At 69.8% G+C, this 24,435-nt stretch carries 17 protein-coding genes; 11 read left to right on the top strand and 6 right to left on the bottom strand.

All coding sequences use genetic code 11. The features are described from left to right. Nucleotides 1-23 precede the first annotated feature (23 nt). The 6 genes from AB0I94_RS23485 to AB0I94_RS23460 all read left to right on the top strand — a co-directional run bounded on the left by AB0I94_RS23485 (nucleotide 24) and on the right by AB0I94_RS23460 (nucleotide 6,731). Nucleotides 24-1,154 carry an FAD-dependent oxidoreductase gene (locus AB0I94_RS23485; RefSeq protein ID WP_363311568.1) on the top strand — a complete coding sequence of 377 codons (1,131 nt, stop codon included), beginning with the start codon at nucleotides 24-26 and terminating at the stop codon, nucleotides 1,152-1,154. Continuing rightward, nucleotides 1,151-2,146, top strand: coding sequence for an amidohydrolase family protein (locus AB0I94_RS23480; protein WP_363311566.1), 996 nt, complete (start codon nucleotides 1,151-1,153; stop codon nucleotides 2,144-2,146). Before AB0I94_RS23485 ends, AB0I94_RS23480 begins: the two co-directional genes overlap by 4 nt. A gap of 12 nt (nucleotides 2,147-2,158) precedes the next feature. Next, nucleotides 2,159-3,097 carry a VOC family protein gene (locus tag AB0I94_RS23475; RefSeq protein ID WP_363311565.1) on the top strand — a complete coding sequence of 313 codons (939 nt, stop codon included), beginning with the start codon at nucleotides 2,159-2,161 and terminating at the stop codon, nucleotides 3,095-3,097. A gap of 90 nt (nucleotides 3,098-3,187) precedes the next feature. Next, nucleotides 3,188-4,159, top strand: a complete 972-nt coding sequence (locus AB0I94_RS23470) for a fumarylacetoacetate hydrolase family protein (protein WP_363311564.1) — start codon at nucleotides 3,188-3,190, stop codon at nucleotides 4,157-4,159. Nucleotides 4,160-4,244: 85 nt separating this feature from the next. Continuing rightward, nucleotides 4,245-5,081: a PTS sugar transporter subunit IIA gene (locus tag AB0I94_RS23465; RefSeq protein WP_363311563.1), complete on the top strand. Its 837-nt coding sequence runs from the start codon at nucleotides 4,245-4,247 to the stop codon at nucleotides 5,079-5,081. A gap of 78 nt (nucleotides 5,082-5,159) precedes the next feature. Continuing rightward, nucleotides 5,160-6,731 carry a PTS ascorbate transporter subunit IIC gene (locus AB0I94_RS23460; RefSeq protein WP_363311562.1) on the top strand — a complete coding sequence of 524 codons (1,572 nt, stop codon included), beginning with the start codon at nucleotides 5,160-5,162 and terminating at the stop codon, nucleotides 6,729-6,731. A 110-nt stretch (nucleotides 6,732-6,841) separates the two neighbouring features. Here the strand turns inward: AB0I94_RS23460 and AB0I94_RS23455 are convergent, their stop codons facing one another. From AB0I94_RS23455 to AB0I94_RS23430, 6 genes are all read right to left on the bottom strand, one after another. After that, complete coding sequence (locus AB0I94_RS23455) at nucleotides 6,842-7,444, bottom strand: ATP/GTP-binding protein (protein ID WP_363311561.1); 603 nt, start codon at nucleotides 7,442-7,444, stop codon at nucleotides 6,842-6,844. Continuing rightward, nucleotides 7,431-7,802, bottom strand: coding sequence for a DUF742 domain-containing protein (locus AB0I94_RS23450; protein WP_363311560.1), 372 nt, complete (start codon nucleotides 7,800-7,802; stop codon nucleotides 7,431-7,433). The genes AB0I94_RS23455 and AB0I94_RS23450 overlap by 14 nt, the downstream gene beginning before the upstream one ends. Further along, nucleotides 7,802-8,206, bottom strand: a complete 405-nt coding sequence (locus tag AB0I94_RS23445; protein WP_363311559.1) for a roadblock/LC7 domain-containing protein — start codon at nucleotides 8,204-8,206, stop codon at nucleotides 7,802-7,804. Before AB0I94_RS23445 ends, AB0I94_RS23450 begins: the two co-directional genes overlap by 1 nt. Next, entirely contained in the window at nucleotides 8,203-10,425 is a 2,223-nt protein-coding gene (locus tag AB0I94_RS23440; RefSeq protein WP_363311558.1) for a sensor histidine kinase, read from the bottom strand. Before AB0I94_RS23440 ends, AB0I94_RS23445 begins: the two co-directional genes overlap by 4 nt. A gap of 627 nt (nucleotides 10,426-11,052) precedes the next feature. Beyond that, the gene (locus AB0I94_RS23435) at nucleotides 11,053-12,258 is read right to left on the bottom strand and encodes a geranylgeranyl reductase family protein (protein WP_363311557.1); all 1,206 of its coding nucleotides are present in this window, start codon (nucleotides 12,256-12,258) and stop codon (nucleotides 11,053-11,055) included. Between the two features lie 167 nt (nucleotides 12,259-12,425). Then, nucleotides 12,426-18,926, bottom strand: coding sequence for a type I polyketide synthase (locus tag AB0I94_RS23430; RefSeq protein ID WP_363311556.1), 6,501 nt, complete (start codon nucleotides 18,924-18,926; stop codon nucleotides 12,426-12,428). Between the two features lie 480 nt (nucleotides 18,927-19,406). Between AB0I94_RS23430 and AB0I94_RS23425 the strand changes: the two genes are divergently transcribed. The 5 genes from AB0I94_RS23425 to AB0I94_RS23405 all read left to right on the top strand — a co-directional run bounded on the left by AB0I94_RS23425 (nucleotide 19,407) and on the right by AB0I94_RS23405 (nucleotide 24,416). Then, complete coding sequence (locus AB0I94_RS23425; RefSeq protein ID WP_363311555.1) at nucleotides 19,407-20,399, top strand: hypothetical protein; 993 nt, start codon at nucleotides 19,407-19,409, stop codon at nucleotides 20,397-20,399. 228 nt (nucleotides 20,400-20,627) lie between these two features. Beyond that, nucleotides 20,628-21,689 (top strand): polyprenyl synthetase family protein, encoded by a 1,062-nt coding sequence (locus tag AB0I94_RS23420; RefSeq protein ID WP_363311554.1) that lies wholly within the window; start codon nucleotides 20,628-20,630, stop codon nucleotides 21,687-21,689. Between the two features lie 217 nt (nucleotides 21,690-21,906). Continuing rightward, nucleotides 21,907-22,341, top strand: a complete 435-nt coding sequence (locus AB0I94_RS23415) for a hypothetical protein (RefSeq protein WP_363311553.1) — start codon at nucleotides 21,907-21,909, stop codon at nucleotides 22,339-22,341. Between the two features lie 72 nt (nucleotides 22,342-22,413). Continuing rightward, nucleotides 22,414-22,950, top strand: a complete 537-nt coding sequence (locus AB0I94_RS23410; protein ID WP_363311551.1) for a hypothetical protein — start codon at nucleotides 22,414-22,416, stop codon at nucleotides 22,948-22,950. Nucleotides 22,951-23,000: 50 nt separating this feature from the next. After that, nucleotides 23,001-24,416 carry an AarF/UbiB family protein gene (locus AB0I94_RS23405; RefSeq protein ID WP_363311550.1) on the top strand — a complete coding sequence of 472 codons (1,416 nt, stop codon included), beginning with the start codon at nucleotides 23,001-23,003 and terminating at the stop codon, nucleotides 24,414-24,416. The last annotated feature ends 19 nt before the right edge of the window (nucleotides 24,417-24,435 follow it).

Below are 24,435 nucleotides of genomic sequence, written 5' to 3'. Positions count from 1 at the left end.
TCACCGGGACGAAGGAGTTCCTCATGGCCCTCTCTCGCAATGTCCTCGTGATCGGAGGCGGCGCGGCCGGTAACGCCCTGACGATCCTGCTGCGCCGGGCAGGCATCGCGGTCGACCTCGTCGAGGCGAAACAGGACTGGAACGCCACCGCCGGGTCCGGCATCACGCTGCAGGGCAACGCCCTGCGGGTGCTGCGCGATCTGGGTGTGTGGGAGCAGATCAGGGCGTCCGGCTACGGTTTCGGCTCGGTCGGCATCACCGCGCCGGACGGGACCGTGCTGCACGTCCAGGACGACCTGCGTACCGGCGGCGACGACTTGCCCGCCACCGTGGGCATGCAGCGCCCCCAGCTGCAGCAGATCCTCATGGACGCGGTCCGCGCCAGTGGCGCCACCGTCCGTCTGGGCAGTACCGCGACGATCGTCGAGCAGGATGACACTGGTGTGACGGTGCGGTTGACCGACGGCGAGGAGGCCAGGTACGACCTCGTCGTGGCTGCCGACGGCCTGGGCTCCGTCACGCGAGCGGCGATCGGCATCAGCGACAAGCCCGCGCCCACGGGCATGGCCATCTGGCGGGTGGCCGCACCGCGTCCCAAGGGCATGACACGCACCGACCTCGCGTACGGCGGGCCCGCCTACATCGCCGGTTACTGTCCCACCAGCGAGGACACGCTCTACGCGTACGTCGTGGAGGCCAACCGGGACCGGGCGACGATCTCGCCCGAAAGTTACGCCGACGAGATGGTCCGCCTGGCCTCGGCCTACGGCGGCTACTGGCCCGAGATCACCAAGACCATCACCGATCCCGCGCAGGTCAACTACACGTGGTTCGACCAGATGCTGGTGGAGGGCTCCTGGCACCGCGGTCGTGTCGTGCTCATCGGCGACGCCGCGCACTGCTGCCCACCGACTCTCGCCCAGGGCGCGGCGATGTCCCTTGAGGACGCCGTGGTCCTGTCCGAGCTCCTGACCGGCAGCGGCACCTGGGACGACACGCTGCTGAACGCTTACTACGAGCGGCGCATCGGGCGCGTGCGGGCAGTCGTCGAAGCGTCCGTACAGCTGGGCCAGTGGCAGCTCGACCAGGTCCGCGACGCCGATGTTCCCGGCCTGATGGTCCGCACCATGTCCCAGTTGCGGGAGCGCCCGTGACACACACCGTCGATGTCCACGCCCACCTGCTGCTGCCCGAGGTGGAGCAACTCGTCGCCGGGCAACCGGGACTTGAGGAGGCCAAGGCGCTGGACGCGCGCCGCAACGGGCCTGCCGCGCTCAAGGTGAGCGGCGAGATGATCAGGGAGCGCTTCGCGCGGCTGACCGATGTCCAGGCCCGGCTGCGGGCCATGGACGAACAACAAGTGGACATCCAGCTGATCAGCGCTTCCCCTTCGCACTACCACTACTGGGCCGACGAGGAGCTGGCGGAGAAGGTGTTCCGTCTGGCGCACGAGGCCGTCGCCGCGCACTGTGCGGCCGCTCCGACGCGGCTGCGCGGCCTGGGTCTGGTGCCGTTGCAGCATCCTCAGCTGGCCGTAGCGGCGCTGGACCACGCGCTGGAGGCGGGGCTGCTGGGGGTGGAGATCTCCAGCCATGCTCCCGGGCGCGAGCTGTCCGACCCCGCCCTTGAGCCTTTGTGGGCGCGGGCCGAGCAGACCGGGGCGCTGCTGTTCCTGCACCCCTTCGGCTGCACGCTGGATGAGCGCCTGGACCAGTGGTATCTGTCCAACTCGGTGGGGCAGCCCGCCGAGAACGCGGTCGCCCTGTCGCACCTGATCTTCTCCGGCGTCCTCGACCGTCACCCGGACCTGCGCGTCATCGCGGCGCACGGCGGCGGCTACCTGCCGACCCACATGGGCCGCGCCGACCACGCCTGGCAGGCCCGCTCGGACGCGGCCGTCAACTGCGAGCAGCTGCCCAGCAGTTACCTGAAGCGCCTGTACTTCGACTCCCTCGTCCACGACCCGCACGTACTGCGCGAACTCGTGCGCGTCGCGGGCGCCGACCGAGTCCTGCTCGGCTCCGACTTCCCCTTCGACATGGGCTCCTCGGACCCGCTCGGAGCACTGCGCGCCGCCCGCCTGGACGACGCCGACTTCGAAGCCGTCCGAGGTGCCACCGCCAGAGCGCTGCTCGATCTCTCCTGAAGGAGGACCACCATGACTTCACGCCTGCTGACCCACCTGCGGCACGTCGACCTCGCCGTGCCCGACTACGACAAGCAGCTCGACTTCTACTCCGGTGTGTGGGGCCTGACCAAGGTCGAAGAGGACTCAGGCATCTCGTTCCTGGCCGCCGAGGGCTCGCCCGAGCAGTACGTGGTGCGGCTGCGCAAGGCCGAGGAGAAGCGCCTGGACCTGGTCTCCTACGGCGCCGCGTCGGCGGCGGACGTCGACGCCCTGGCCGAGCAACTGATCGCCGGTGACGTGCAGTTGATATCCCGGCCGGGATCGGTCGACACCCCCGGCGGCGGCTACGGTTTCCGGTTCTTCGATGTCGACGGCCGCACCATCGAGGTGTCCGCCGACGTCGCGGTACGCAAGCACCGCAAGATCGAGGAGAAGGAGGCCATCCCGGTCAAGCTCTCCCACGTCGTCCTCAACTCCCCCGATCTGGACCGCACGCGCCAGTGGTACGAGCAGCACCTGGGCTTTCGTCTGTCGGACACGCTGTCGTCGCCGCACATGGGCGAGGTCATGCACTTCATGCGGATCTCCAACCAGCACCACTCCATGGCCCTGGCGAAGGGCCCGCACACCGCCCTGCACCACGTCTCCTTCGAGATGCGCGGCCTGGACGAGTACATGCGCGGCTCGGGCCGCGTGATGCGAGCCGGGTTCCAGAAGATCTGGGGTCCTGGCCGGCACATGGCCGGTGACAACACCTTCACGTACTTCCTCGACCCGCACGGCAACACCGTGGAGTACACCACCGAACTGGAGCTCCTGGACGAGGACACCTGGCACCCGCACGTCTACGACTTCTCCCGGCCCGAGGTCACCGACCAGTGGGGCACCGCCAATCCGATGAACGAACTCGTCGCCAAGGAGTCGTTCAACGACGTCGACCGCGGCGTGTTCATCGCTCCGCCGGTCTGACCGATCCGACTCCCGGGAGCGCGCCCGCTCCACCGGTGCCGTGCTCGGCGCCGGCGCGCTCTCGGGCCCCTGTGGAGGAAGCTGCCTCTCATGCGTTTTGTCACCTATCGACACCACCAGTCCGAGCGGGTCGCCGTCCTCGAAGCGGGCGGCACCTTGTTCCCGCTGCCTGGTGTGCGGTCCCTGACCGACGTCATCGCCGCCGGCGGCGGCCTTCGTGCCCTGCTCGAACTGGGCGCTCAGGCCCTGGATGTGCCGCCTGGCCCGACCGTGGGCGAGGTCCGTCTGCTGGCGCCGTTCCAGCCCGCGTCCCTGCGCGACTTCGTGACCTTCGAGGAACACGTCGAGGGCGTGCGCCGCTCCGTCAGCGGGGTCAGCGGCGTTCCCGAGCAGTGGTACGAGGCGCCGACGTTCTACTTCAGCAACCCCCACGCGGTGTACGGCCCCGCCGACGCCGTCCCCGTGCCGCCGGGCTCCTCCGCCCTGGACTTCGAACTGGAGGTGGCCGCCGTCATCGGCCGTGAAGGGCGTGACCTCACGCCCGAGCAGGCCCGCGAGCACATCATCGGCTACACGATCCTCAACGACTGGTCCGCCCGCGACCTGCAGTCCGCCGAGATGAACGTCGGCCTGGGGCCCTGCAAGGGCAAGGACACCGCCAACAGCATCGGCCCGTGCCTGGTCACCGCCGATGAGCTGGAGCCCCACCGCGACAGCGAGGGGTTCCTGCGGCTGGCCCTGACCGCGGAGGTCAACGGCGAGGTCGTCGGCCGCGATCTGCTGTCCAACATGAGCTGGACGTTCGAGGAGATGACCGCCTACGCCTCACGCGGCACCCGCGTCGTGCCCGGCGACCTCCTCGGCTCCGGCACCTGCGGAAACGGCGGCTGCCTCGCCGAACTGTGGGGCGTGCGCGGCGAGCAGACTCCCCCACCGCTCAAGCCCGGCGACACCGTCACGCTCACCGTCGAGGGCATCGGCACCCTGTCCGTGCCCGTGGTGCCCGGCGTCGCCCCCGTGCCGCTTCCCGCGGGCCGACGCCGCCTTCGGGAGCGGCCATGAACGTGTGAGGGAGGCGTGATACCTCACCTCAGGAGCCCGACCTAATCTTCATCGGTTTCGCGCTTCGATGAGGTATCTCTGCCTCATGTCCCAGCTCACCGAACTGCTCCCCGTCGAGGCCATTCGCCTCGACGCCCCCGCGCCCGACTGGCAGGGCGCCATCCGTGCCGCCGGCGACCTGCTGGTCTCGAACGGCGTCAGCACCGACGCGTACACCCAGGAGATGCTCCGCACGGTCGAGGAGAACGGGCCGTACATCGTCGTCGCGCCCGGCTTCGCCTTCGCCCACTCCCGGCCGTCGCCCGCCGTGCGTCACACCGGCATGTCCTGGGTTCGGCTGGTCGAGCCCGTCCCCTTCCATCACGAGACGAACGACCCGGTCCGCCTCGTCGTCGCCCTCGCCGCGACGGACGCCTCCGCGCACACCCAGGCGATGGGCGCACTCGCCCGGCTGCTCGCAGACTCCGAGACGGTGCAGGCCCTCGACCAGGCGCCGACCCCCGAGGCGGTGCGGCAGATCCTCATGAGGGCCGAGGAGCCCACCGAGGCCACGGGGTCCGCGGCGACCGCAGCGACCGCAGCGACCGCAGCGACTGCCGAGCCCACGGCCGCCAAGACGGCACGCGATTCCGGCGGTACGCACAAGATCCTCACCGTCTGCGGCAACGGTGTCGGAACGAGCCTGTTCCTCAAGTCGACGCTCGACAAGGTGCTCGACCGGTGGAAGTGGTCCCGCTACGTCGACACCGAGGCGACCGACACCATCTCCGCCAAGGGCAAGGCATCGGAGGCCGTCGCCATCCTGACCTCCCGCGAGATCGCCAGGGCCCTGGGCGACGTGGGCGTTCCGGTGCGGGTGATCGAGGACTTCACCAGCGCCAAGGAGGTGGACGCCGCGCTGCGCGACCTGTACGACGTCTGACCCCCTGCATCCCCTGCGCCCCGTGCTCCCCCGCCCCGCCCCCGCCCCGCCGAACCACCAGGAAATCCCGGGAACCCCATGAACGTCCTCGTCGACATCGCGAAGTTCATCGTCAACGAAATCCTCAGCGTCCCCGCCTATCTCATCGGCATCATCACCGCCGTTGGTCTCATCGCTCTCAAGAAGTCGACCGGTCAGGTCGTCGGCGGCGCCATCAAGGCGACCCTCGGCTTCCTGCTGATCGGCGCGGGCGCGACCCTTGTCACCGCCTCCCTCGAACCGCTCGGCGAGATGATCACCGGCTCCACCGGCTCGCACGGCGTCATCCCCACCAACGAGGCCATCGTCGGCATCGCCCAGGCCGAGTACGGCTCGCGGGTGGCGTGGCTGATGATCCTCGGGTTCCTCATCAGCCTGCTCCTGGCGCGCTTCACACCGCTCTCGTACGTGTTCCTGACCGGCCATCACATGCTGTTCATGGCGACCTTGCTGACGATGGTCCTCGCCACGGCAGGGGTCACCTCCTGGGTCGTGGTGGTGGTCGGCGGTGTGCTGCTCGGCATCATGCTGGTCGCGATGCCGGCCTTCGCGCACCCCTGGACCAAACGCGTCACCGGCAACAACACCGTCGCCGTGGGGCACTTCGGCGCGGCCGGCTACATCGTCTCCGGCGCGACCGGACAAGCCATCGGCAAGAAGAGCCGCTCCACGGAGGAGATGGACCTCCCCGAGGGCCTGCGCTTCCTGCGCGACTCGATGGTGGCGACGGCCCTGTCCATGGTCCTCATCTACATGATCATGGCCATTGTGTTCCTGGCCAAGGCCGGCAGGGCGGAAGCGTTCCAGGCGTTCTCGTCGGGGAAGGGAGACGCCGGCTCGACCGGCATCGGCAACTACCTGATGGCCTCCCTCGGCCAGGGCCTCCAGTTCGGCATCGCCGTCGCCGTCATCCTCTTCGGCGTCCGCACGATCCTCGGCGAGCTTGTCCCCGCTTTCCAGGGCATCGCGCAGAAGGTCGTGCCCGGTGCCATCCCCGCCCTGGACGCTCCCATCGTCTTCCCCTACGCGCAGAACGCCGTCCTCGTCGGCTTCCTCTGCTCCTTCACCGGTGGACTCGTGACCCTGGGACTGCTTGCCGGCGTCTTCAACCCGGCGTTCGGCACGGCCCTCGTCCTGCCGGGCCTGGTCCCGCACTTCTTCACCGGTGGCGCGGCGGGCGTCTTCGGCAACGCGACGGGCGGCCGCCGCGGCGCCGCCGTCGGCGCGTTCCTCAACGGCGTCCTGATCACCCTCCTGCCGGCGTTCCTGCTCGGGGTGCTCGGCTCGTTCGGCTCGGCCAACACCACGTTCGGGGACGCCGACTTCGGCTGGTTCGGCTTGATCATCGGCAACGCCGCGAAGGCGGGATCAGTGGCCGGCATCGTCCTCATGCTGCTGATCGGCCTGGCCGTCCTCGTCGCCGCGATCGTCTGGCAGAAGAAGGCCGTCGACACCGGCTGGGACCCGGGGGCCGGCCGCGACAAGCTGCTGCCGCGGCAGGCGGGGGAATCCCTCGGGACCCAGGAGACCTCGACCCCGGCCACGCCCCGGGCGTACGCGAAGATCGTCCCACCGGCAGGTGCGCCCAAGCCGCCCCCGCCGGAGGACTAGCAGGGCTGGACACGGCCGCCTCGCCGAGCACCTCGCCGACCAGGGACCCGGCGACGGCGGCCCGTTCACAGCCCGGACCACTGAGCGGCGCCTCGGGCGCGCCTCGCGTGTCAGCCGGTCGCCGTCGCCGCGACCCCGGCATTGGTGATGAGCATGTCCAGAAGCGAGAGCAGCGCACCGCGCGCGTCGTCTCGGGAGCGGGCATCGAGCATGCGAATGGGTGTGTTCGGGTCACGCAGATGCAGCGCCGCCCTGATCTCCTCGTCGGTGTAGGGCTGTTCGCCATGGAAGCAGTTCGCGGCGACCACGAACGGAAGCCCGCGGTTCTCGAAGAAGTCGACGGCCGGGAAACTGCGGTCGAGACGTCGTGTGTCGACGAGGACGATCGCCCCGAGCGCCCCGTTCAGCAGGTCGTCCCACATGAACCAGAAGCGCTCCTGGCCAGGCGTGCCGAACAGATAGAGCACGACCTGTGCGTCGGTGAGGGTGATGCGGCCGAAGTCCATCGCGACGGTGGTGGCCGTCTTGGACTCGATGCCGTCGAGGTCATCGACGCCGACGCCCGCGCTGGTCAACCGCTCCTCGGTGCGCAACGGCTCGATCTCGGAGACCGTCTCGACCAGGGTCGTCTTGCCGACGCCGAACCCCCCAGCGATGAGGATCTTGACGGGGGCTGCTTCCTGGGCAGGGGCAGGGGTGTCATATCCGGGCAAGGTTGTCCCTGATTCTCATGAGCAGGTGGACATTGGTGGTCTCGGTCTCTTCCAGGGGCGGCCGGTGCTCGATCAGCCCCCGATCGGCGAGTTCGCCGAGCAGCAGCGTCATGGGAGTGAGGCGGATGCGCATGCGCGCCGCGATCTCGGCGACCGCCCGGCCGCCCGGAGGCGCGCACATCGCGAGGATGGCCTGCCACTCGCTGGGCAGACCGGCATGGCCGTCCGCGACGGCCACCGCCGTGATCGTGGTGTCCATGGTGAGGGCGGTGTGTGCGGCCGCCGTACGCCCATCGGTCAGCGCGTACAGCCGCGTCCGGCGGTGGCCTCCCTCTCGCGGGCCGGGCTCGTCCGCCATTACGACGGCTGCGCCTGGCCGCGGTCAGGCGTGCTCAGCCACTCACCGAGCGCCTGGGCGGTGCGCACGGCTTCACCGCCCAGCTCCCCGAGCCGCGCCTTGCGCGAGGTCACCACGATGAGCGTGCTGCCCTCCCCGCACCCGACGATGCAGAGGTAGCAGTCGTCCATCTCGACCAGCTGGCGGATCACCCGGCCGCCGTCGACCTCCCGGGAGATCGCCTTCATCGTGGAAGCGATGCCGGAGGACGCGGCGGCGATGCGCTCGGCCTGGTCCCGTTCCAGCTCGTACGAGCTGAGCTTGATCCCGTCGTTGGACAGGAGTACGGCTCCCTGGATGCCGGCGATCCTGCTCAGGTTGTTGTCCAGGACGCTGTAGATCATGTCGTTCGGTGTCGTCGTCATGGCTGATCCTGTCGGAGTTCTGCTTCCACTGTCTGAGTCCCGTGTTCGTAGTCCGCCCAGGCGTCGGCCACTTCTTCGGGTGTCTCCGCGTCCTGATCCGCGGCGGTCGCCGGTGCCCGTGTCGGCGCGCGGAGCTGCTCGGCGATGTGAGCCTGCGGGATCCGCTCGGGGAGGGCCGGCTTCGCGTCACCGCCCCGTGCCACGGAAGGCGCCGCCGGCTTGCTCTCCGCGGGTCGCTCGGGCGAGCGCTGCGGCGTCCCAGGGCCGGCCGACCCGGTCTTCGCGTGCAGGACCAGCTCGGGCTTGCGCTCGTCGAGCGGGCCCGGTGCCGGGGCGGGCGCCGCCGCCGCACGCGGTGCTTCCCTTCCGGCCGGGGCCGGTTCGGTCGGCACGAGGAGTTCCCCGGGAAGGATCACCACGGCCGACGTCCCCCCGTACACCGAGCGGCGCAGCGTCACTGTGGCCCCGAGCTGTTCGGCGATGTGGCCGACCACGAAGAGCCCGAGCCGGTGCGCGTTCTGTGCCAGGACGGAGTACGGCGGGGCCGACCGCAGACGCCCGTTCATCTCCTCGTAGGTCGCGGCGGTCACCCGGGGCCCGCGGTCCTCGATGTCGACCAACAGCCCGTCTGTCACCAGTTCGGCACGGACGACCACCTTCGACTGCGGCGGGGAGAACCGGGTGGCGTTGTCGAGGAGCTCCGCCAGGAGGTGGCTGACCTCGCTGATCACCCGCGGTACCACGCTGATCTCGTCCAGGGCCTGGCGCTCGATCCGCCGGAAGTCCTCGACTTCCGCGGCGGCTTCGCGCAGCAGGTCGGCGACGCGCATGGGCTCGGTGTGCGGATCGGGGATCTCCCCGCCCGCCAGGATGAGCAGGTTCTCGATCTGCCGCCGCATGCCCACCGTCAACTGGTCGGATCGCATCAACCGGGCGAGGAGCTCCTCGTCGTGACCGAAGTCGTCCTGCAGTTCGTCGGTGAGGGTCAACTGGCGGCTGACCAGGTTTCCGGTGCGCGAGGCGATGCCCGCGGCGAACATGCCGAAGCCCTGACGCTCGGCCGCGAGCCGCGCATGCCCGTCGACGGATACGGAGACGACCCGGGCGAACGCGTCGCTGATACGTCCGACCTCGTCCTGGTCTCCGCTCACCGCGGGCAGCGCATCGTCGTCGACGGGCTGCCCGCGCTGGAGCCGGGCCACGACATCCGGCAGTGTGTCCTCGGCCACGGCCACCGTGCGTTGGTGCAGACCGCGCAGGCGGCGGAGCACGGAGCGCGTGGTGAGCACGATGACGGCCGCGACGGCGAGGACGGCTGCGCCGTTTCCGACGATCAGCCAGATGACCTCGTTCTCCAGCTGCGTGGCCTTGTCGTCGGCGCGCACGAGCAGTGCTCTCCCCTGTTTCGCGTCGAGTGCGGCGACGCGCGCCGCGAACTTGTCATACGCGCCGCGCCAGGCGTCGGCCTCCTTGGGCAGCGTGATGCCGGACGCGGTGTTCTGGTGGTCGGAGATGACCGCGTCCTCGATGCGGACCTTCGTCTTCCAGCCGTCCGAGGCGAAGACCTGGTCGTAGGCGGCTCTGTCCTCGGCCGTCAGATAGGGCGCGACCCACTCGTCGTACTGGTAGCGCTGAGATCCGACGGAGTTGACGAATTCGGCGAACGCGGAGGGGCTCAGACGCCTGGACGGCCCGGCCAGGGCGAGAATGGTGGTCTCGCGTGCCACCATCTCGGACACCGTGAACACCGTGACGACTACGCCGCTCTCCTGGATGAGCTCGGCGTCTTCCGCATGGCTGAACTCGTTCTGGTACACCCGGATGATGCGGTCGACGAGGTCGGAGTAGTAGCCGATCGTCCGATCCGCTCCCCCGCTGCGAGCGTCCGCGCGCTTTCTGTACGCGGCCAGGTCCGTGAGGCCGTCCTTCAGCTCGGCGACGTAATGTTCGCCCTCGCGCCCGTTCGCCGCCAGAGCTCCGTCCGCCGACCGGCGGAACTCGTCCGCGGCCCGGTCCGTGGCCGCGCGCCGCTCGCGCAGCTCTCTCTCGGACACGGAGCCGCCCGCCCACCGTGTGGCGGTCATCGTCCGCTCGGCCTGCACTCTGGTCATCAGCCCGGTCAGGGGCACGTCGATCCGCTCAGCAACTGCCACGTCAGCGCGCAGATGCTCCGACTGGTGCTTCAGCCGTTGTGCGGTCATGACCACTTGGGTGCTCATCGCCAGAATAGGGATGACTGCCAGCCAGATGAGCAGCGTACGCAGGCGCAGGGTACGCCGCCGACGAGTCGGCGAATGCTCTCGTGCGCCTTCGGGTTCTATGGGAGACATCGGTCCTCGGGGAGCGGGAAAACAGTGGGGACGGCTCAACAGCCGCGACCGGACGCAGCCCTGGGTTCAGGGCTGGGGGAAGTCCGGTCCGGCTGTGACGCGATGTGGGGGTGCCGATCATAACCAGCCACACCGGAGAAACGGCGGGGTAGCTTCCGTTGATCACGTGTGGTAAGGGCGACGGAGAAGTCGCGCACCGGGCGCTGGCGTTCGCCTGGCGCTTGGGCACAGGAGAGCTCGCACAGACAGGGCGACCCGCTCGCCCCAACGTACCCCTACTCCCTGAAGCTCAAGAGGAACAAGCGTTCCTGGAACGGCACTTGGCGAACTGTGAGTGCGCATCTCCCACCGAGTCGGCAGCAGGCCGACGCTTCTGAGACCGCGGTGACGACGAGGCTCGGCGACGGCTGTGCCGTCGGCTGCCTGCGCACCTGAGCGACAACTCCCTTCACGAACCCCACACGTGGGCGTAAGGATGCGGACGGGACCCGCCGAATAGCTCCATGTCCCTTCCCGTCAGAGCGTTCTCGCGGGCTTGAGTGGGAGGCGCGTGGCCAGGGCGGCGGCTGTCCGCGCGAAGGGTGTGGCCATGATCTCGGCGACGCTGGTGCGACCGGCGAGGTAGGCGTCGAGGTGGCGCCATGCCGGAGGCAGGCGGGTCAGTGCTGTGTGGACGAGACCGGGGTTGCGGGCGAAGAGGTTCATCAGCGAACGGCTGGCGCGCATCTCTCCGCCGAGGATGTCGTCGACCTGCCGTCCGTAGTGGCCGGCGACTGCGCTTGCTTTCTCTTCAGCGGCGGTGACGAGGTGGGCGGCGGCGCGACCCGCGAGGTCTCCTGAACGCAGGGCGTAGGAGATGCCTTCTCGTGACCAGTGGTCGACGAGAGCCGCGGCGTCACCGGCGACCAGTACGCGACCGCGGGCGAGTGGAGAGTCGGGGCGGCGGCACCGGGTGAGGTGGCCGGTGTCGTGCAGGGGCCGGGGGCCGAGAAGTCCCTGACGTTCGAGGAAGTCTTCCTTGTAGGCGCGCAGGGCGGCAGGGTTGCCACGGGCGGCCACCACTCCGGCGGTGCAGACATCGCCCTTGGGGAAGACCCAGCCGAAGGAGCCCGGCAGCGGTCCCCACTCCATGAGGGCACGGCCTCGCCAGCGGTCGGCTGTCCTGCCGTCGACCGGTACCTCGGCCTCCAGGGCGAGGTCGACCTGTGCGCACTGCACTCCTACGTACCGGGAGACTCTGCTGGCGCTGCCGTCGGCGCCGACGACGGCTCGGGCACGGAGAGTGTCGCCGCGGTTGGTTTTCACGGTCACCGTCGCGCCCTGTTGTTCCAGGGTGGTCAGCGTGGTGCTGTCGCGGACCTCCGCGCCTGATACGGCGGCGGCCTCGGTCAGTGCCGCGTCGAGCTCGCTGCGGTAGACCATGGCGCATGTCGGGGAACTGGAGTCGAGGGTGCGTTCTCTTCGGCCGTTGAGGGTGAACGTGAACTGGCCGGCCGTGTCGTGGACGTTCAGGGGCAGACCGGGAGGAAGGGCGGCGAGGGACGCTCCGATGAGTCCGCCGCCGCAGGTCTTGTACCGGGGGATGGCGGCGCGTTCCAGCAGCAGTGTCTCGCAGCCGTTCTCGGCGGCGACGCGGGCGGCGGTGGCGCCGGCCGGCCCGGCTCCGACGACGATCACGTCCCAGACGGCAGGTGCGCGGGCAGGGGTGGAGGGAGGGAGCATGCGGTGACCACCTAGGGGTTGGAGGAGGCGGACGGATGGGTGCTGCCAGCCGGGTGCGGCTGAGCAGTGCGGTGTCGGCCAGGGTTCCGCCCGTCGCGGTGTCCGGGTGCCGAGAAGCACCCACCGGACAGCGCCCCTGGACGGGCGGGGCCGTGGTGGAAGCCGGTCTAGGTGGCGGTGGGTTCTGTCCCGGAAGCGGCGTCGTCGGGTCCTTGTCCGGGGTGGAGGCGGCCCAGGAGGTAGCGAGTGAGAGCGGATGCCGTCGGGTGGGTCCACATCACGGTGGTGGGGATGTCCAGGGCCAGTTCGCGCTGCAGGCGGTTGCGCAGGGCGATGGCCATGAGCGAGTCGAGGCCGAGCGTGACCAGGGACGTGTTGGCATCGAACCGGTCCGTACCCAGCCGCAGAACCGCGGCGATGTGACCGAGGACCTCGGGCTGCAGCAACTGCTGGTGCTGCTGAGGGCTGTCCGTCTCCCGCAGGGCTTCCAACAGGACGCTCCGCGTACCGGCGGGATCCGAGCCCGCCGCCGGGGCGGCCAGTTCGGCGAAGAAGGCGGTGCGTGCGGTGGCTGGATAGGACTCCAGCCACCGGGGCAGGTCGACCGGCGTATAAGCGGTGCGGTCGCGGTCGTGGGAAAGGATCCGTTCCAGAGCGGCGATGCCCTCCCCGGGCGTGATCATGGCGTAGCCGCGGTCCTCCATCCCGGCGCCGCGGCCGACCTCCGCCCACGGCCCCCAGTTGACGCAGACAGCCGGCAGGCCCTGGGCCCGACGCCAGGAGGTGAATTCGTCCAGCCAGGCGTTGGCGGCCGCGTAGGCGCCCTGTCCGGGGTTGCCCAGGAGGGAGGCGGCGGACGAGAAGGTGACCCACCAGTCCAGGTCCTGACCGGCTACGGCGTGGTGGAGCAGCCAGGCTCCGGTCGCCTTGGGGCGCCAGACTCTCTCCAGGAGAGCGGAGGAGAGGTTGGCGACGGTGGCGTCCTCGACGACGGCCGCCGCGTGGACGACGCCGCGCAGTCGGTGGCCCGTGCCCAGGGCGGCCGTCACGAGCGAGTCGGCGACACCCGGCTCGGCGAGGTCCCCGCTCACGGCCTCGACGCGGGTGCCGAAGTCCTCGGTGATGGCGTCGAGGGCGGTGCGGGTGGCCGCCGTGGGGCTGCTTCGGGAGATGAGCACCACAGCTGCGGCCCCACGTTCGGCCAGCCACCGGGCGACCAGGAGTCCCAGTCCGCCGAGCCCGCCCGTGACCAGGTAGCTCCCGTCGGGCCGGACGACGGGGACGTCCTCGGGGCGTACGGGCAAGGTGTCGGTGCCCGAGGCGGGCCAGGCCAGGAGGAGTTTGCCCGTGTGCCGGGCGGAGGCCATGGTGTGGAACACCGACGCCGCCTCGGCGACGGGGTGCTCGGTGACGGGCAGCGGCGGCAGGGTGCCTTCCGTGAGCATGACGGTGAGTTCGCGGTAGCCCTCGGCGAGCAGGTCCGGGTCCTGTTGCATCATCATCAGCACGTCGACGCCGGTGAAGGTAACGTTGTGGCGGAAAGGCAGCAGCCCCAGCCGGGTGTTGGCGTAGATGTCCCGCTTGCCGAGTTCGACGAACCGGCCCCGGTGCGCGAGCAGACCGAGGCCGGCGGACTGCGCAGGGCCTGTGAGGGAGTTGAGTACGACGTCGACGCCGCGACCCCCGGTGAGGTCGCGCACCTGGTCGGCGAAGTCCAGGGAGCGGGAGTCCATCACGTGCGGGACGCCCAGGCCGCGCAGGTAGGTCCGCTTGGCATCGCTGCCCGCGGTGGCCAGGACCTCCGCGCCGCAGGCTCGCGCGAGGGACAGTGCGGCCAGGCCGGTGCCACCGCTGGCCGAGTGGATGAGCACCTTCTCTCCCGGCCGGAGCCGGGCCAGGTGCCGCAGGGCATACCAGGCGGTCAGGTACGCGCAGGGCAGGGCGGCGGCGTCCTGTGTGGTCATCGCGTCCGGCACCGGCAGGAGGCAGTCGGCGCGGACGGTGGCGAAGGAGGACATGAGCGCGGACTGGGATTCGTCCACGAACATGGCGGCCACGCGGTCGCCCTCCCGCACCTGCCGGACGCCGTCTCCGACGGCGGTGATGACGCCTGCGCCGTCGAAGGCACAAGGGGCCGGGCGCTCCTCGCCGGTGCTGAAGCTCTGGTAGACGCCCATGGCCTGGAGGACGTTGATGAAGTTGACGCTGGTGGCGTCCACCCGGATCTCGACCTCGCCGGGTCCGGGCAGACGGCGGGACTGGGCCACGAGCTCGAAGGAATCCAGGTCGCCGGGGCGGGTGAGGTGCAGGGCCACTCGGTCGCGCCCGTGGACGACCGTGCTGTGGCGGCGCTCCCGCTCGTCCAGCGGGGTGTTGCGCAGGCGCGCCAAGTGACGGGTCCCGTTCCGGTAGGCGACCTCATCCTGCTCGTCGGGGCAGGCCAGCAGTTCTGCGGCCACTTCCGTGACGGGCGTTCGCGGATCGAGGTCCAGGACGCCGGGGCGCAGTTCGGGGTGCTCGTAGCTCAGTACCCGCACGAGCCCGCGCAGACCGGCCTGCGCCAGATCAGGCCTGTCCTCGGGCGTGACCTGCTGCGCGGCGTGGGTGACGGTCCACAGGCGCGGCGGCACCCCACTGCCGGTGCTCTGCGCGAGTGCGCGGGCCGTCTCCACCAGGCGGGCGACCTGTTCCCGAGCTCGGCGGTCGGGTGTCACGCCGTCGGGCCGGGTGCCGGACGCGGGCAAATACACCACTGCCCGCGGGGCCGGTGCGTCGGGCTCGGACGGCGTCACCGCCGCGGTACCGCTCTCCGGGGTGTCATCAGCGGCGAGCGTCCGGATGTCCGCGTCGGCGCCTCGCTCCTTGAGGGCTTCACTCAGCTCCCTCGCGTACGGCTCGCGCCCGGCTTCCGCGAGGAGGGTCCAGCTGCCGGGCGCCGTGTCCGTCGACGGGCGCTCCGCGGGCTCCCATGACGTCTGGAGCAGGCGGTTGGCGAAGCGCTCCTGTGCGCTCTCGGCGGGTACGTGGCGAAACTCTACGCCGGTCGCGTCCGCAGCCACCGACCCGTCGTCGGCCCACAGCCGGAAGTCCGCCGTGTACCGGTCACCCTCCACCAGCCGGAGGGTGACCAGGCAGTAGCCGCTGAGCGGAACCGTCCCGTACAGCCGCAGCACTTCCACGCCCCGGGGCAGGATGCCGCCGACGGGCACACTGCCGGTGCGCAGTACGGCGCCCGCGACCGCCTGAAGGCACGTGTCCAGCACGATGGGATGGCAGTGAAGCGCCGGTGCGCCGGCCCGGCCCTCGTCGGGCACCCGAAGGCGCGCCAGAAGGCGGGCGCCCGCGCGGCCGGCCGGTGCCCCGTCCGTGTACAGGGCCTGCAGGCCGAGGAAGGGCGGGCCGTGGCGCACGCCGCGTTCCTCACGCATCTGCCGGTAGACGTCCGCGGTGTCCACGGCGTGCGGGAACTCCGCGAGCAGCCGCTGTGGGTCACAGCCCTCAGGCACGGGTTCGCCTTCGGGCGTGAGGTGCAGGGCTGCCTGGGCGTGCTGGACGGAAGTACCGTCGGCAGCCGTGCTGACCACCCGCCAGCGGGCGGCGTCCGGGCCGGACGTTTCGGCGGTGGCGGTGACTGACGTGCCGTCAGGCGACGGCAGCAGCAAGCGCTGCAGGTCGATGCCGGTGACGCACAGGCGTTCCGGGCCGGCGGTGTACAGGTCGGCGGCGGCGGCGACGGCCATCTCGCACAGGGCGGCACCGGGCACCACGGCGATGTCGTTGACGCGGTGCGCGTCCAGCCAGGGCAGTGTCGTGGGGGTGACACGGGTCTGCCACAAGTGGCGGCCCTCGCCGTCGGGATCCGCGGTGTGCGGTCCGGTGAGCGGGTGCGCGGAGGGGCCACAGTGGGCCACGGCCGACTGCCGCAGCGGGGAGGGGTCGACGACGTACCGCGTGCGCTCCCAGGTGGTCGTCGGTACGTCGACGAGGGCGCCGACGCCGTAGCGCTCTGCCCAGTCCAGCGGATGGCCCGCGCAGTGCAGTGCTCCCACATGGGTGTGGAACGCCAGCGCGTCGTCGGTGTCGCGCAGCAGGGAGGGCACGACCGCGGTGCCGGCGTGGCCGTGCGCGGTGAGCGTGGCCTGCACCGGGTGCATCAGCACGGGGTGGGGTCCGATCTCGACGAACAGCCGGTGCCCGTCCTCGGCTGCGGCCCGCACCGCGTCGGTGAAGCGCACCACCTGGCGGAGGTTGTCCGACCAGTAGCCGGCGTCGAAGACGCCGTGCTCGCGCGGGTCGTCGGTCACGGTGCTGTAGAAGGCCGTTTCCGGCGGCCTGCCGACGACGTCGGCGAGCGCGTCGGCGAGGTCGGGCAGGATGGGGTCCATGTGGGCGGTGTGGGAGGCGACGTCCACCTCGATCACGCGGACGCCCACACCGCGGGCGTCCCACTCCTCGGCGAGGCGGCGGATGCGGTCGGCGTCCCCGCCGACGACGGTGTTCTCCGGCGACGCGACGACCGCGACACTCACACCTTGCACGTCCTGTTCCGCCAGCAGACGTTCGACCTCGGCGCGTCCCAGCGCGACCGAAGCCATCAGGCCCTGCCCGGCGGTCCGCAGGATCAGCCGGGAGCGGCGGCAGATGACCCGTGCCCCGTCCCGGACGCTCAGTGCTCCCGCGGTCACCGCGGCGGCGACCTCCCCCATGGAGTGGCCGATCACGGCCGCGGGTTCGACACCGTGGGAGCGCCACATCGCCGCCAGAGCCAACTGGATGGCGAAGATCACTGGCTGAACCCGGTCGAACCCCCGCACCACCTCGGGGTGGTTCAGGGTCTGACGCAGGGAGAAGCCGGACTCCTCAGCCACGAGCGGTTCGAGTTCGTCGATGACCCGGGTGAACTCCGCGTGCTTGTCCAGGAGTTGCTGACACATGCCCGCCCACTGCGATCCGTGTCCCGAGAAGACCCACACCACGCCCTCTCCGGCGCCCGGCACCGCCCTGCCTGTCGCCGTCCCTGCGGAGAGCGCACCCCCGGCCGCCAATTCCTCCAGTCGCGCCACCAGTTCCGGCCGGCCGACAGCGGCCACGGCGGCTCGTTCCCGGGCGGGTGAGCGCCGCACGGCCAGCGTGTGCGCCACGTCGCCCAACGGAGTCCGCGCGCCCTCACCCCGCAGCCACTCGGCCAGCCGCCCGGCCGCGCTCCTCAGGGCCGCGGGCGTACCGGCGGAGAGCGGAAACACGCGCAGGGCTTCGTCGTCCCGGGCCAGGCCTCGCTCCGCCGCGCCGTCCTGGGCCGGACCGGAGTCACCGGACACGATCGGCCGGGTCACGCGCCGGGCCGGGGAGACAACGGGAGGCTGCTCCAGCACGACATGCGCATTGGTGCCGCTGATGCCGAAGGACGACACCGCGGCCAGTCGGGCACCGTTCCGCACCGGCCACTCGGTCGAGTCGGTGGGTACGAACAGCCGGGTACCACTGGGGTCGATCTGCGGATTCCAGCTGCTGAAGTGCAGACTGGCCGGCACCATGCCGTGCTGGAGGGACGCGACGGCCTTCAGCAGACCCGCCACGCCCGACACCGGTTCGGTGTGGCCGATGTTCGTTTTCACCGAGCCAAGCGCGCACCGGTCGCGGCCCTTGCCGTAGACCGCGGCCACCGCGGCGAACTCGATCGGGTCGCCCACCGCCGTGCCCGGACCGTGCGCCTCCACCATCCCGATGTCACCGGCCTCGACGCCCGAGCGCTCCAGCGCCAGGCGGTACAGATCGATCTGTGCCGGCTCCGAGGGCGCGCTCAGCCGCGTACCCCGGCCGTTCTGGTTGACCGCTGTGCCACGCACCACCGCGAGCACCCGGTCCTGGTCCCGTACCGCGTCCGACAAGCGCTTGAGTACGACCACGCCGCAGCCCTCTCCGCGGACGTAACCGTCGGCGTCGGCGTCGAAGGCGTGACAACGCCCGGTCGGGGAGAACACGCCCCACAGCGCGGGGGCGATGACCCCCTCGGGCCCGAGGGACAGCATGGCCGCCCCGGCCAGGGCGACGTCCGTCTCGCCGGCCCGCAGGCTCTGGCAGGCGGTGTGCACAGCGACCAGGCCGGACGCGCAGGCGCTCTCCACGACGACCTGCGGGCCCTTCAGGTTCAGCATGAACCCCACGCGTCCGGGTCCGATGCTGTCGAAACCGGTGTACATCGCATAGGCGTTGACCTCTTCCAGAGGCCGCTGCACGCGCAGCATGTAGTCCTTCTGATAAATACCGAAGAACATTCCCGTGGGCGTACCGGAAAGCCGTTGGGCGGGGATTCCCGCGTGTTCGATGGCCTCCCAGGTCACTTCGGACAGCAACCGGTGTTCCGGATCCACCCACGGCGCTTCCTGTGGGTTGATTCCGAAGAACTCCGGCTCGTAGGCGTAGACGTCGTCGTCCAAGAAGCAGCCGTAACGCAGCCGGTCCGCGACCTGAGCGGGGAGACCGGCCAGTTCGGCCTTCCCCCACCGCTCTTCCGGCACCTCCCGCACCGTCTCTCTGCGCGCCATCAAGAGACGCCACAGCGAGGTCAGGGAAGTGACCCGGCCCGGGAACCGGCACGCGGCCCCGACCATCGCGATCGGCTCGTCCTGATCCCTGCCGGGCTGTTCGATGCCGGGATGCGCGTGCATGGGCGGTCCGTCCTTCATCACGAGGAAGCTGGGAGGCAGTCGGGTTCCGGCCCGCTCACCGCCACGCCCTGGGATCGAACTCACAAGGCATTACCATTTCGGCACTTGGCAGGGCGGTGCGCCAAGGGCGTACAGGCTGTGGGCGGTAGCGCACTGTCGAGCGCCAATGCCTCAATGCGTTCAATTCAGCCGCCAAGGTGACCTCTTGAGCGGTCGGTCAGCGTCCTCCTGTCAGTCCCATCCGATAGGGAGACTTCGAGTCAGGACCATCGAATAACTGATTGTCCGATGAGATAGCTAGCCTTTTCACCTGTTAGATGGGTTTCCATTCAGGAACCCGTCCGGAAGGTGTGTCGGGTGCCAGCCTGGAGTGGCAGTACCTGCGCTCTACGGGAAGGGTCATCCGTGGTCGATTCTCTGGTCGCTGCCGAGTTGCCCCCCTACTTCTGTCCACTGGAGTCCCGCTGCCACCCCCGCGCCGTGTCGATCGAGCGGCGGGCCCTGGAATGGGTCCGCGCGTGCGGTATGTGCGTGACCGAAGACGAATACCGGCGGACCGCCGCTTCACGGAGCGTCGATTTCTACGGTCGGTTCGCTCCCGGGGCGGACGACGACCGCCTCTTGGCCGCGTCGCTGTGGGTCTACTGGGGTTTCGCCTTCGATGACGCCCGATGCGACAACGGACCACTGAGCAGGCGGCCCTCCGAGTTCAACGCGGTAGCCGGGCGTGTGCAACGAGCGCTGGAGGCGCCGACGGCCCACGACGACGGCGAGCGCTACACACCGCCGTTGCAGGACATCGCCACCCGCTTCCGCTCCCTGGGCACCTCGACGCAGTTCCACCGTTTCGCCGCGGCACACCGGGCATGGCTGGCGGGCGTGTGCTGGCAGGTCGGGAATTACACCCGTGGGCACATGCCGCGGCTGGACGAATACCTCGCCATGAGGCTGCTGTCCTCCGGCGGCGAACCGACGTTCGCCATGCTGGAATTGGCCACCGGTGTCCAGGTGGAGGCAGCGGAGATGCACCGACCCGCGGTGCGGGCCCTGACGGAGATGGCCATCGCCGTCGCAGCCCTCGACAACGACCGGCATTCGCTGCGCAAAGAGCACGCCAACGGCCAGGACATGAACGTCTACCGCGCTCTGACGCAAGGAACGGACATGACCTTGGCGGAGGCCGTCGGAGCGGCGACCAGCATGCGCGACCGCATTCTGACGCGCTTCCTTGAGCTTCAGGAGCAAGTACGGAAGTGGGCGAGTACGGAGCTGCGGTCCTACCTGCTCGGCTTGTGCCACGGCATCCGAGGGAATATCGAATGGGGGCTGCACGTGCCGCGCTATGTCGGTTCGGACGCGGGCCCCGCGCCTGCGGATGAAGCACCGCCGAGGTGGTCGGACGTGCCTGCGCACAGCGGCAGTGGCCCGGTGCCCATACCCTCCGTCGCCTGGTGGTGGGACGACCTTGCCTGACCCGGCAGCCGTGAGGCAGCCGCCCGGGCCGGCGGCGGCGCGAAACAGCCTTCCGGCGGGCGCTGGGTGCCGACGACGGAGCGGAACGCGGGGCAGGCCGAGGACGGCGCAGACCCGGACCACCCGTACCCCGAGGGATCAGGCAGCCGACGGCCGAGCGCCCCCTCCCCTCCTCGCAGGTGATGGCGCCCTCTCGTTCAGGCGCACCGAGACAAAGGATGTGAACGCATGACTTCCCTGTCCACGGTTCACGACGAACGCATCGACGACGTGATCGACCGTTGTCGCCATCTGGTCCATCCGGCGCTGCGGTCCGTCACGGACCGGCTCCATCCGCGGACCGGCCTGATGACGCGCTACTCCTTCGGATGGTGCGACGCGGACGGAGAATTCCACGCTGATGTCCGCGAAGGAACGGGCAAGGGAATTCGGCAAGTTCTGGCGGTCCTGGCCGCGGAGGCCGTCGGCGGCCGCGGCCAGGACGCCGTGCCGGCCGCGGTGACGGCGGAACTCGTACACGCCTTCAGCCTCGTGCACGACGACGTCATGGACCACGACGAACGGCGCCGGCACCGCCCCACCCTGTGGAAGACGTACGGCATCGGACCCGCTGTCCTGGCCGGTGACGTCCTGCTCACCCTCGCGATAGAGACCGCGGCCCACTCCACGGGGGAGCACGCCCCGCAGGCGCTGACTCTGCTGTGTGGCTGCCTGCGCGCACTGATGCACGGACAGACCGAGGACCTGGACTTCGAAGATCGCCCCTGGCGCGGCCCCGGCGCCGTGACCGCCGCGGAGTACCGGGCGATGGCGGTGAACAAGACAGGCGCTCTGCTCGGTATGTCCGCCGCGATGGGCGCGCTGCTCGCCGGTGGCAGCCCGCGACACGTCGAAGCTTTCGACACAGCCGGCCGCGAGGTGGGTCTGGCCTTTCAGATCATGGACGACGTCCTGGGAATCTGGGGCGACCCCGCCCGGACAGGAAAGCCCGTCGGCAGCGACCTGCGTCGGCGCAAGAAGACGCTACCCGTGCTCAGAGCCCTGGAGCGGGACGGTCCCGCGGCACGACGGCTGGCCGAGCTGCTCGCTGGTCCGGACGCCCTGACGAACACACAGGTGGCTCGGGCGACCGAGCTGATCGAGGACGGAGGCGGCCGCGCTCTCGTCACCGGAGAGGGACATGCCGCACTGCGGCGCGCGCGGGAAACGCTGGCGTCCTTGCCTCTTCACCCCCGCGCCGGAGCGGAACTGACTGCTCTCGCGCACTACTTGATCGAACGATCCCACTGAGTACGCCCGGTGCAAGCCCGGCCCCCGCTCTCCCCCGGCCGATATTACTTTCCTCGGATAATAAATCCAGAGGAAAGTGATCCGGCCCGCGAAAAATTAATCGCCGCTCCCTCCGGAATTTATCAGGACACAGTAGGGAATCCTTATCGCAACACCCGTCCAATCGACCCGAAGGCCCGCATGTACGCCCGGGTCTCGGCCGAAAAAAGGGAGTGTCATGGCCGACATCGAACAGATCGACATCGAAGTGCTGACCGGTGATGAACCGGACGCAGGCACGGACGCCCTGGTCTATCTGGGCCTGGGAGGGCGCGAATTCCTGCTCGACAACTACGACGAGGACGATTTCCGCCGCGGAGACAGGAACAACTTCAGGCTGGGGCGTGACAGCACGGTCACGCACCCGTCGGAGAACGACCCGTCGGCACCGCGGCTGACGCTCGACGACGTGACCCGCCACCCGGTGTACCTGCGACTCAACGCGCAGGTCGAGAGCGACCACTGGCTGCTGGACAACGTCTGGGTCACCGTTCGCACCGACGAGCGGGATCTCCGGTACGGCCGCTTCGCGCTCGACGGCTCGGGAAGTGACCACTCCATCTGGCTCGGTATCCGTGCCGGACTCGTCCTCCACCTGGAAGACGAGCGATAAACCACCTGCACCCAATAGGGCCGTCACCGAAAATCGATCGGCACCTCGGAAGAACTCCGAAAGGAAAAACGAATGGGTAAAAGCACCAGCGACACCTTCAGAGACCTCCTCGGTGGCCTCACGGACGACCTCAAAGAGGCATTCGATGACATCATCGACTACGACGAACTCGAAAGGCGCAGGGGTGGGCGACGACGAAGGAGGGATGAACACTGGCGGCAACGCGAGAACGACGGCCGTTGGCACGACCGGGACCACGATCACTGGCGCCAGCGCGAGGACGACGGCCGATGGTACGACCACGATCACTGGCGGCCACGCGAGGACGACGGCCGTTGGCACGACCGGGACCGCGATCGCTGGAGGGGCCGGGAAGGTGGCCGTCGATCCGTCGAGGACGACGGTTACGACTCCAGGGACCGTTCCCCCCGGGCCGCGGCAGCCACTGACTTCCCCCGTCAGAGCCGGCGCGACGAGAGGGCCGAGCAGGACGACCTCGCAGGAACCGTTCAGGCCCTGCGCTCCGAACTGTCCGACGTCGTCGAAGCGTTGCGGGAGGCGTCGGCCGCACGTGGCTCCGTGAGGGGTCAGGAGTCGAGGCGGACGTGACGTCCTGGCGTTGCCGGTAATCAGCTGCTGTCTATCGTCGAGGCGGTCCCATGGTGAGCAGCGGCCGTCTGAGCCAGGTGTCCCGTGTGTTCAGGCGGCTCGCGGCCGAGGAACTGTCCCGCTCCGTGCGCAACGGCCGTCCCGGGAGGCCGGGGACCTTCGACGGGCGGGCACAGCAGAGATCGGAGCGCGCTCAGAGTGTCCGCAGGGCGTTCGAGCAGCTCGGCCCCTTCTACATGAAGGTCGGTCAGATTCTCTCCACCCGCCCCGACATCGTGCCGGATTACGTGATTCCGGAGCTGGAGAAACTGCATGACAACGCGTGCGTACTGCCCTTCTCCGAGCTCCAGCCGGTGCTGCGTGAGGAGCTCGGCGCCAACTGGGCCAGGGAACTGAGGGACATCGACACCCAGCAACCCCTGGGTGCGGCATCCCTGGCCCAGGTCTACCGTGCCACCCTGGCCGACGGGCGACCCGCCGTGGTGAAGATTCAGCGTCCTGGAGTGCGGGAGACGGTCGTCCAGGACATGGCGATCCTGCGCCGGGGGGCCCGCCTGACCGGACGGCTGGCCCCCCGGTTCACCGCCGTGGTCGACGTAGAGGCCATGCTCGAAGTCCTCTTCGAGGCGATGAGACCCGAACTGGACTTCACCACAGAGGCACGCAACATGCGGCGAGCCGCCGAGCTCACCGCGTCTTTCAAGCACCTCGCGGTTCCGGAGGTGCTCCTCGCCACCCCGCGGGTTCTGGTGCAGAGTCTGGCGCCGGGCCGGTCCATCCGCCATGCCGACCAGGACGCCTTCTCCACGCACGAACGGATGGGCATCGGGGAGGACCTGCTGGCGTTCGTGTTTCGCGGCTTCTTCGTAGACCGCTTCTTCCACGCCGATCTCCATCCCGGGAACGTCTTCGTCGCCCCCGGGGAGAAGGCGACCCTGATCGACTGGGGCATGGTGGGGCGCACCGACCGGCGGACCGGCATGCTGCTCATGCTGATCCTCCTCACCCTGGCTCAGAACGACGGTCATGGGCTGGCCAAAGCGTGGGTGGAGCTGGGGCATGCCACGCCCTGGGCGAAGCTCGGTGCCTTCTCCTCCGACATGGCGGCCCTGGTGCCGCAGATCGCCGACGCCCCCCTCGAAGAGCTCAACTTCGGCCTGACCCTCACTCGCGTCCTGACGTGCTCCACCAAGCGGGGCATCAGGACCAGCCCCACGGTCGCCGTCCTCGGCAAGGCGTTCGCCAACGTCGAGGGGTCGGTGCGCTACCTGGCGCCGGAACTCTCCCTCATCGAGGTTTTCAAGGGGGAGATGCAGAACGCCATGCTGTCCCTGGCTGCCGAGACCGTCTCGAAGGAACAGATGGCCCGGACCGCCCTGGAGCTGATGCTCGGCATCGGCGCGGTGACCGACCAGGTGAGCGGTCTCGCGCGCGGTAGGCACTCCGCCAACCCCGCAGAGGGGTGACCCCGAGCGCCGGCGACCG

This window comes from Streptomyces sp. NPDC050147 (genome assembly GCF_040660195.1).
Lineage (GTDB): Bacteria > Actinomycetota > Actinomycetes > Streptomycetales > Streptomycetaceae > Streptomyces.
Note: the sequence above shows the minus strand (reverse complement) of the source record. Positions and strands in the feature narration are given on the sequence as shown.

Bases quoted from the DNA above. Each gene is read 5' to 3' on its own strand.
- AB0I94_RS23435 (WP_363311557.1), bottom strand. From the start codon at position 12,258: ATGCTCCCTCCCTCCACCCCTGCCCGCGCACCTGCCGTCTGGGACGTG.
- AB0I94_RS23415 (WP_363311553.1), top strand. From the start codon at position 21,907: ATGGCCGACATCGAACAGATCGACATCGAAGTGCTGACCGGTGATGAA.
- AB0I94_RS23485 (WP_363311568.1), top strand. From the start codon at position 24: ATGGCCCTCTCTCGCAATGTCCTCGTGATCGGAGGCGGCGCGGCCGGT.
- AB0I94_RS23465 (WP_363311563.1), top strand. From the start codon at position 4,245: ATGTCCCAGCTCACCGAACTGCTCCCCGTCGAGGCCATTCGCCTCGAC.
- AB0I94_RS23445 (WP_363311559.1), bottom strand. From the start codon at position 8,206: ATGACGACGACACCGAACGACATGATCTACAGCGTCCTGGACAACAAC.
- AB0I94_RS23420 (WP_363311554.1), top strand. From the start codon at position 20,628: ATGACTTCCCTGTCCACGGTTCACGACGAACGCATCGACGACGTGATC.
- AB0I94_RS23470 (WP_363311564.1), top strand. From the start codon at position 3,188: ATGCGTTTTGTCACCTATCGACACCACCAGTCCGAGCGGGTCGCCGTC.
- AB0I94_RS23430 (WP_363311556.1), bottom strand. From the start codon at position 18,926: ATGCACGCGCATCCCGGCATCGAACAGCCCGGCAGGGATCAGGACGAG.
- AB0I94_RS23410 (WP_363311551.1), top strand. From the start codon at position 22,414: ATGGGTAAAAGCACCAGCGACACCTTCAGAGACCTCCTCGGTGGCCTC.
- AB0I94_RS23440 (WP_363311558.1), bottom strand. From the start codon at position 10,425: ATGAGCACCCAAGTGGTCATGACCGCACAACGGCTGAAGCACCAGTCG.
- AB0I94_RS23450 (WP_363311560.1), bottom strand. From the start codon at position 7,802: ATGGCGGACGAGCCCGGCCCGCGAGAGGGAGGCCACCGCCGGACGCGG.
- AB0I94_RS23475 (WP_363311565.1), top strand. From the start codon at position 2,159: ATGACTTCACGCCTGCTGACCCACCTGCGGCACGTCGACCTCGCCGTG.
- AB0I94_RS23405 (WP_363311550.1), top strand. From the start codon at position 23,001: ATGGTGAGCAGCGGCCGTCTGAGCCAGGTGTCCCGTGTGTTCAGGCGG.
- AB0I94_RS23460 (WP_363311562.1), top strand. From the start codon at position 5,160: ATGAACGTCCTCGTCGACATCGCGAAGTTCATCGTCAACGAAATCCTC.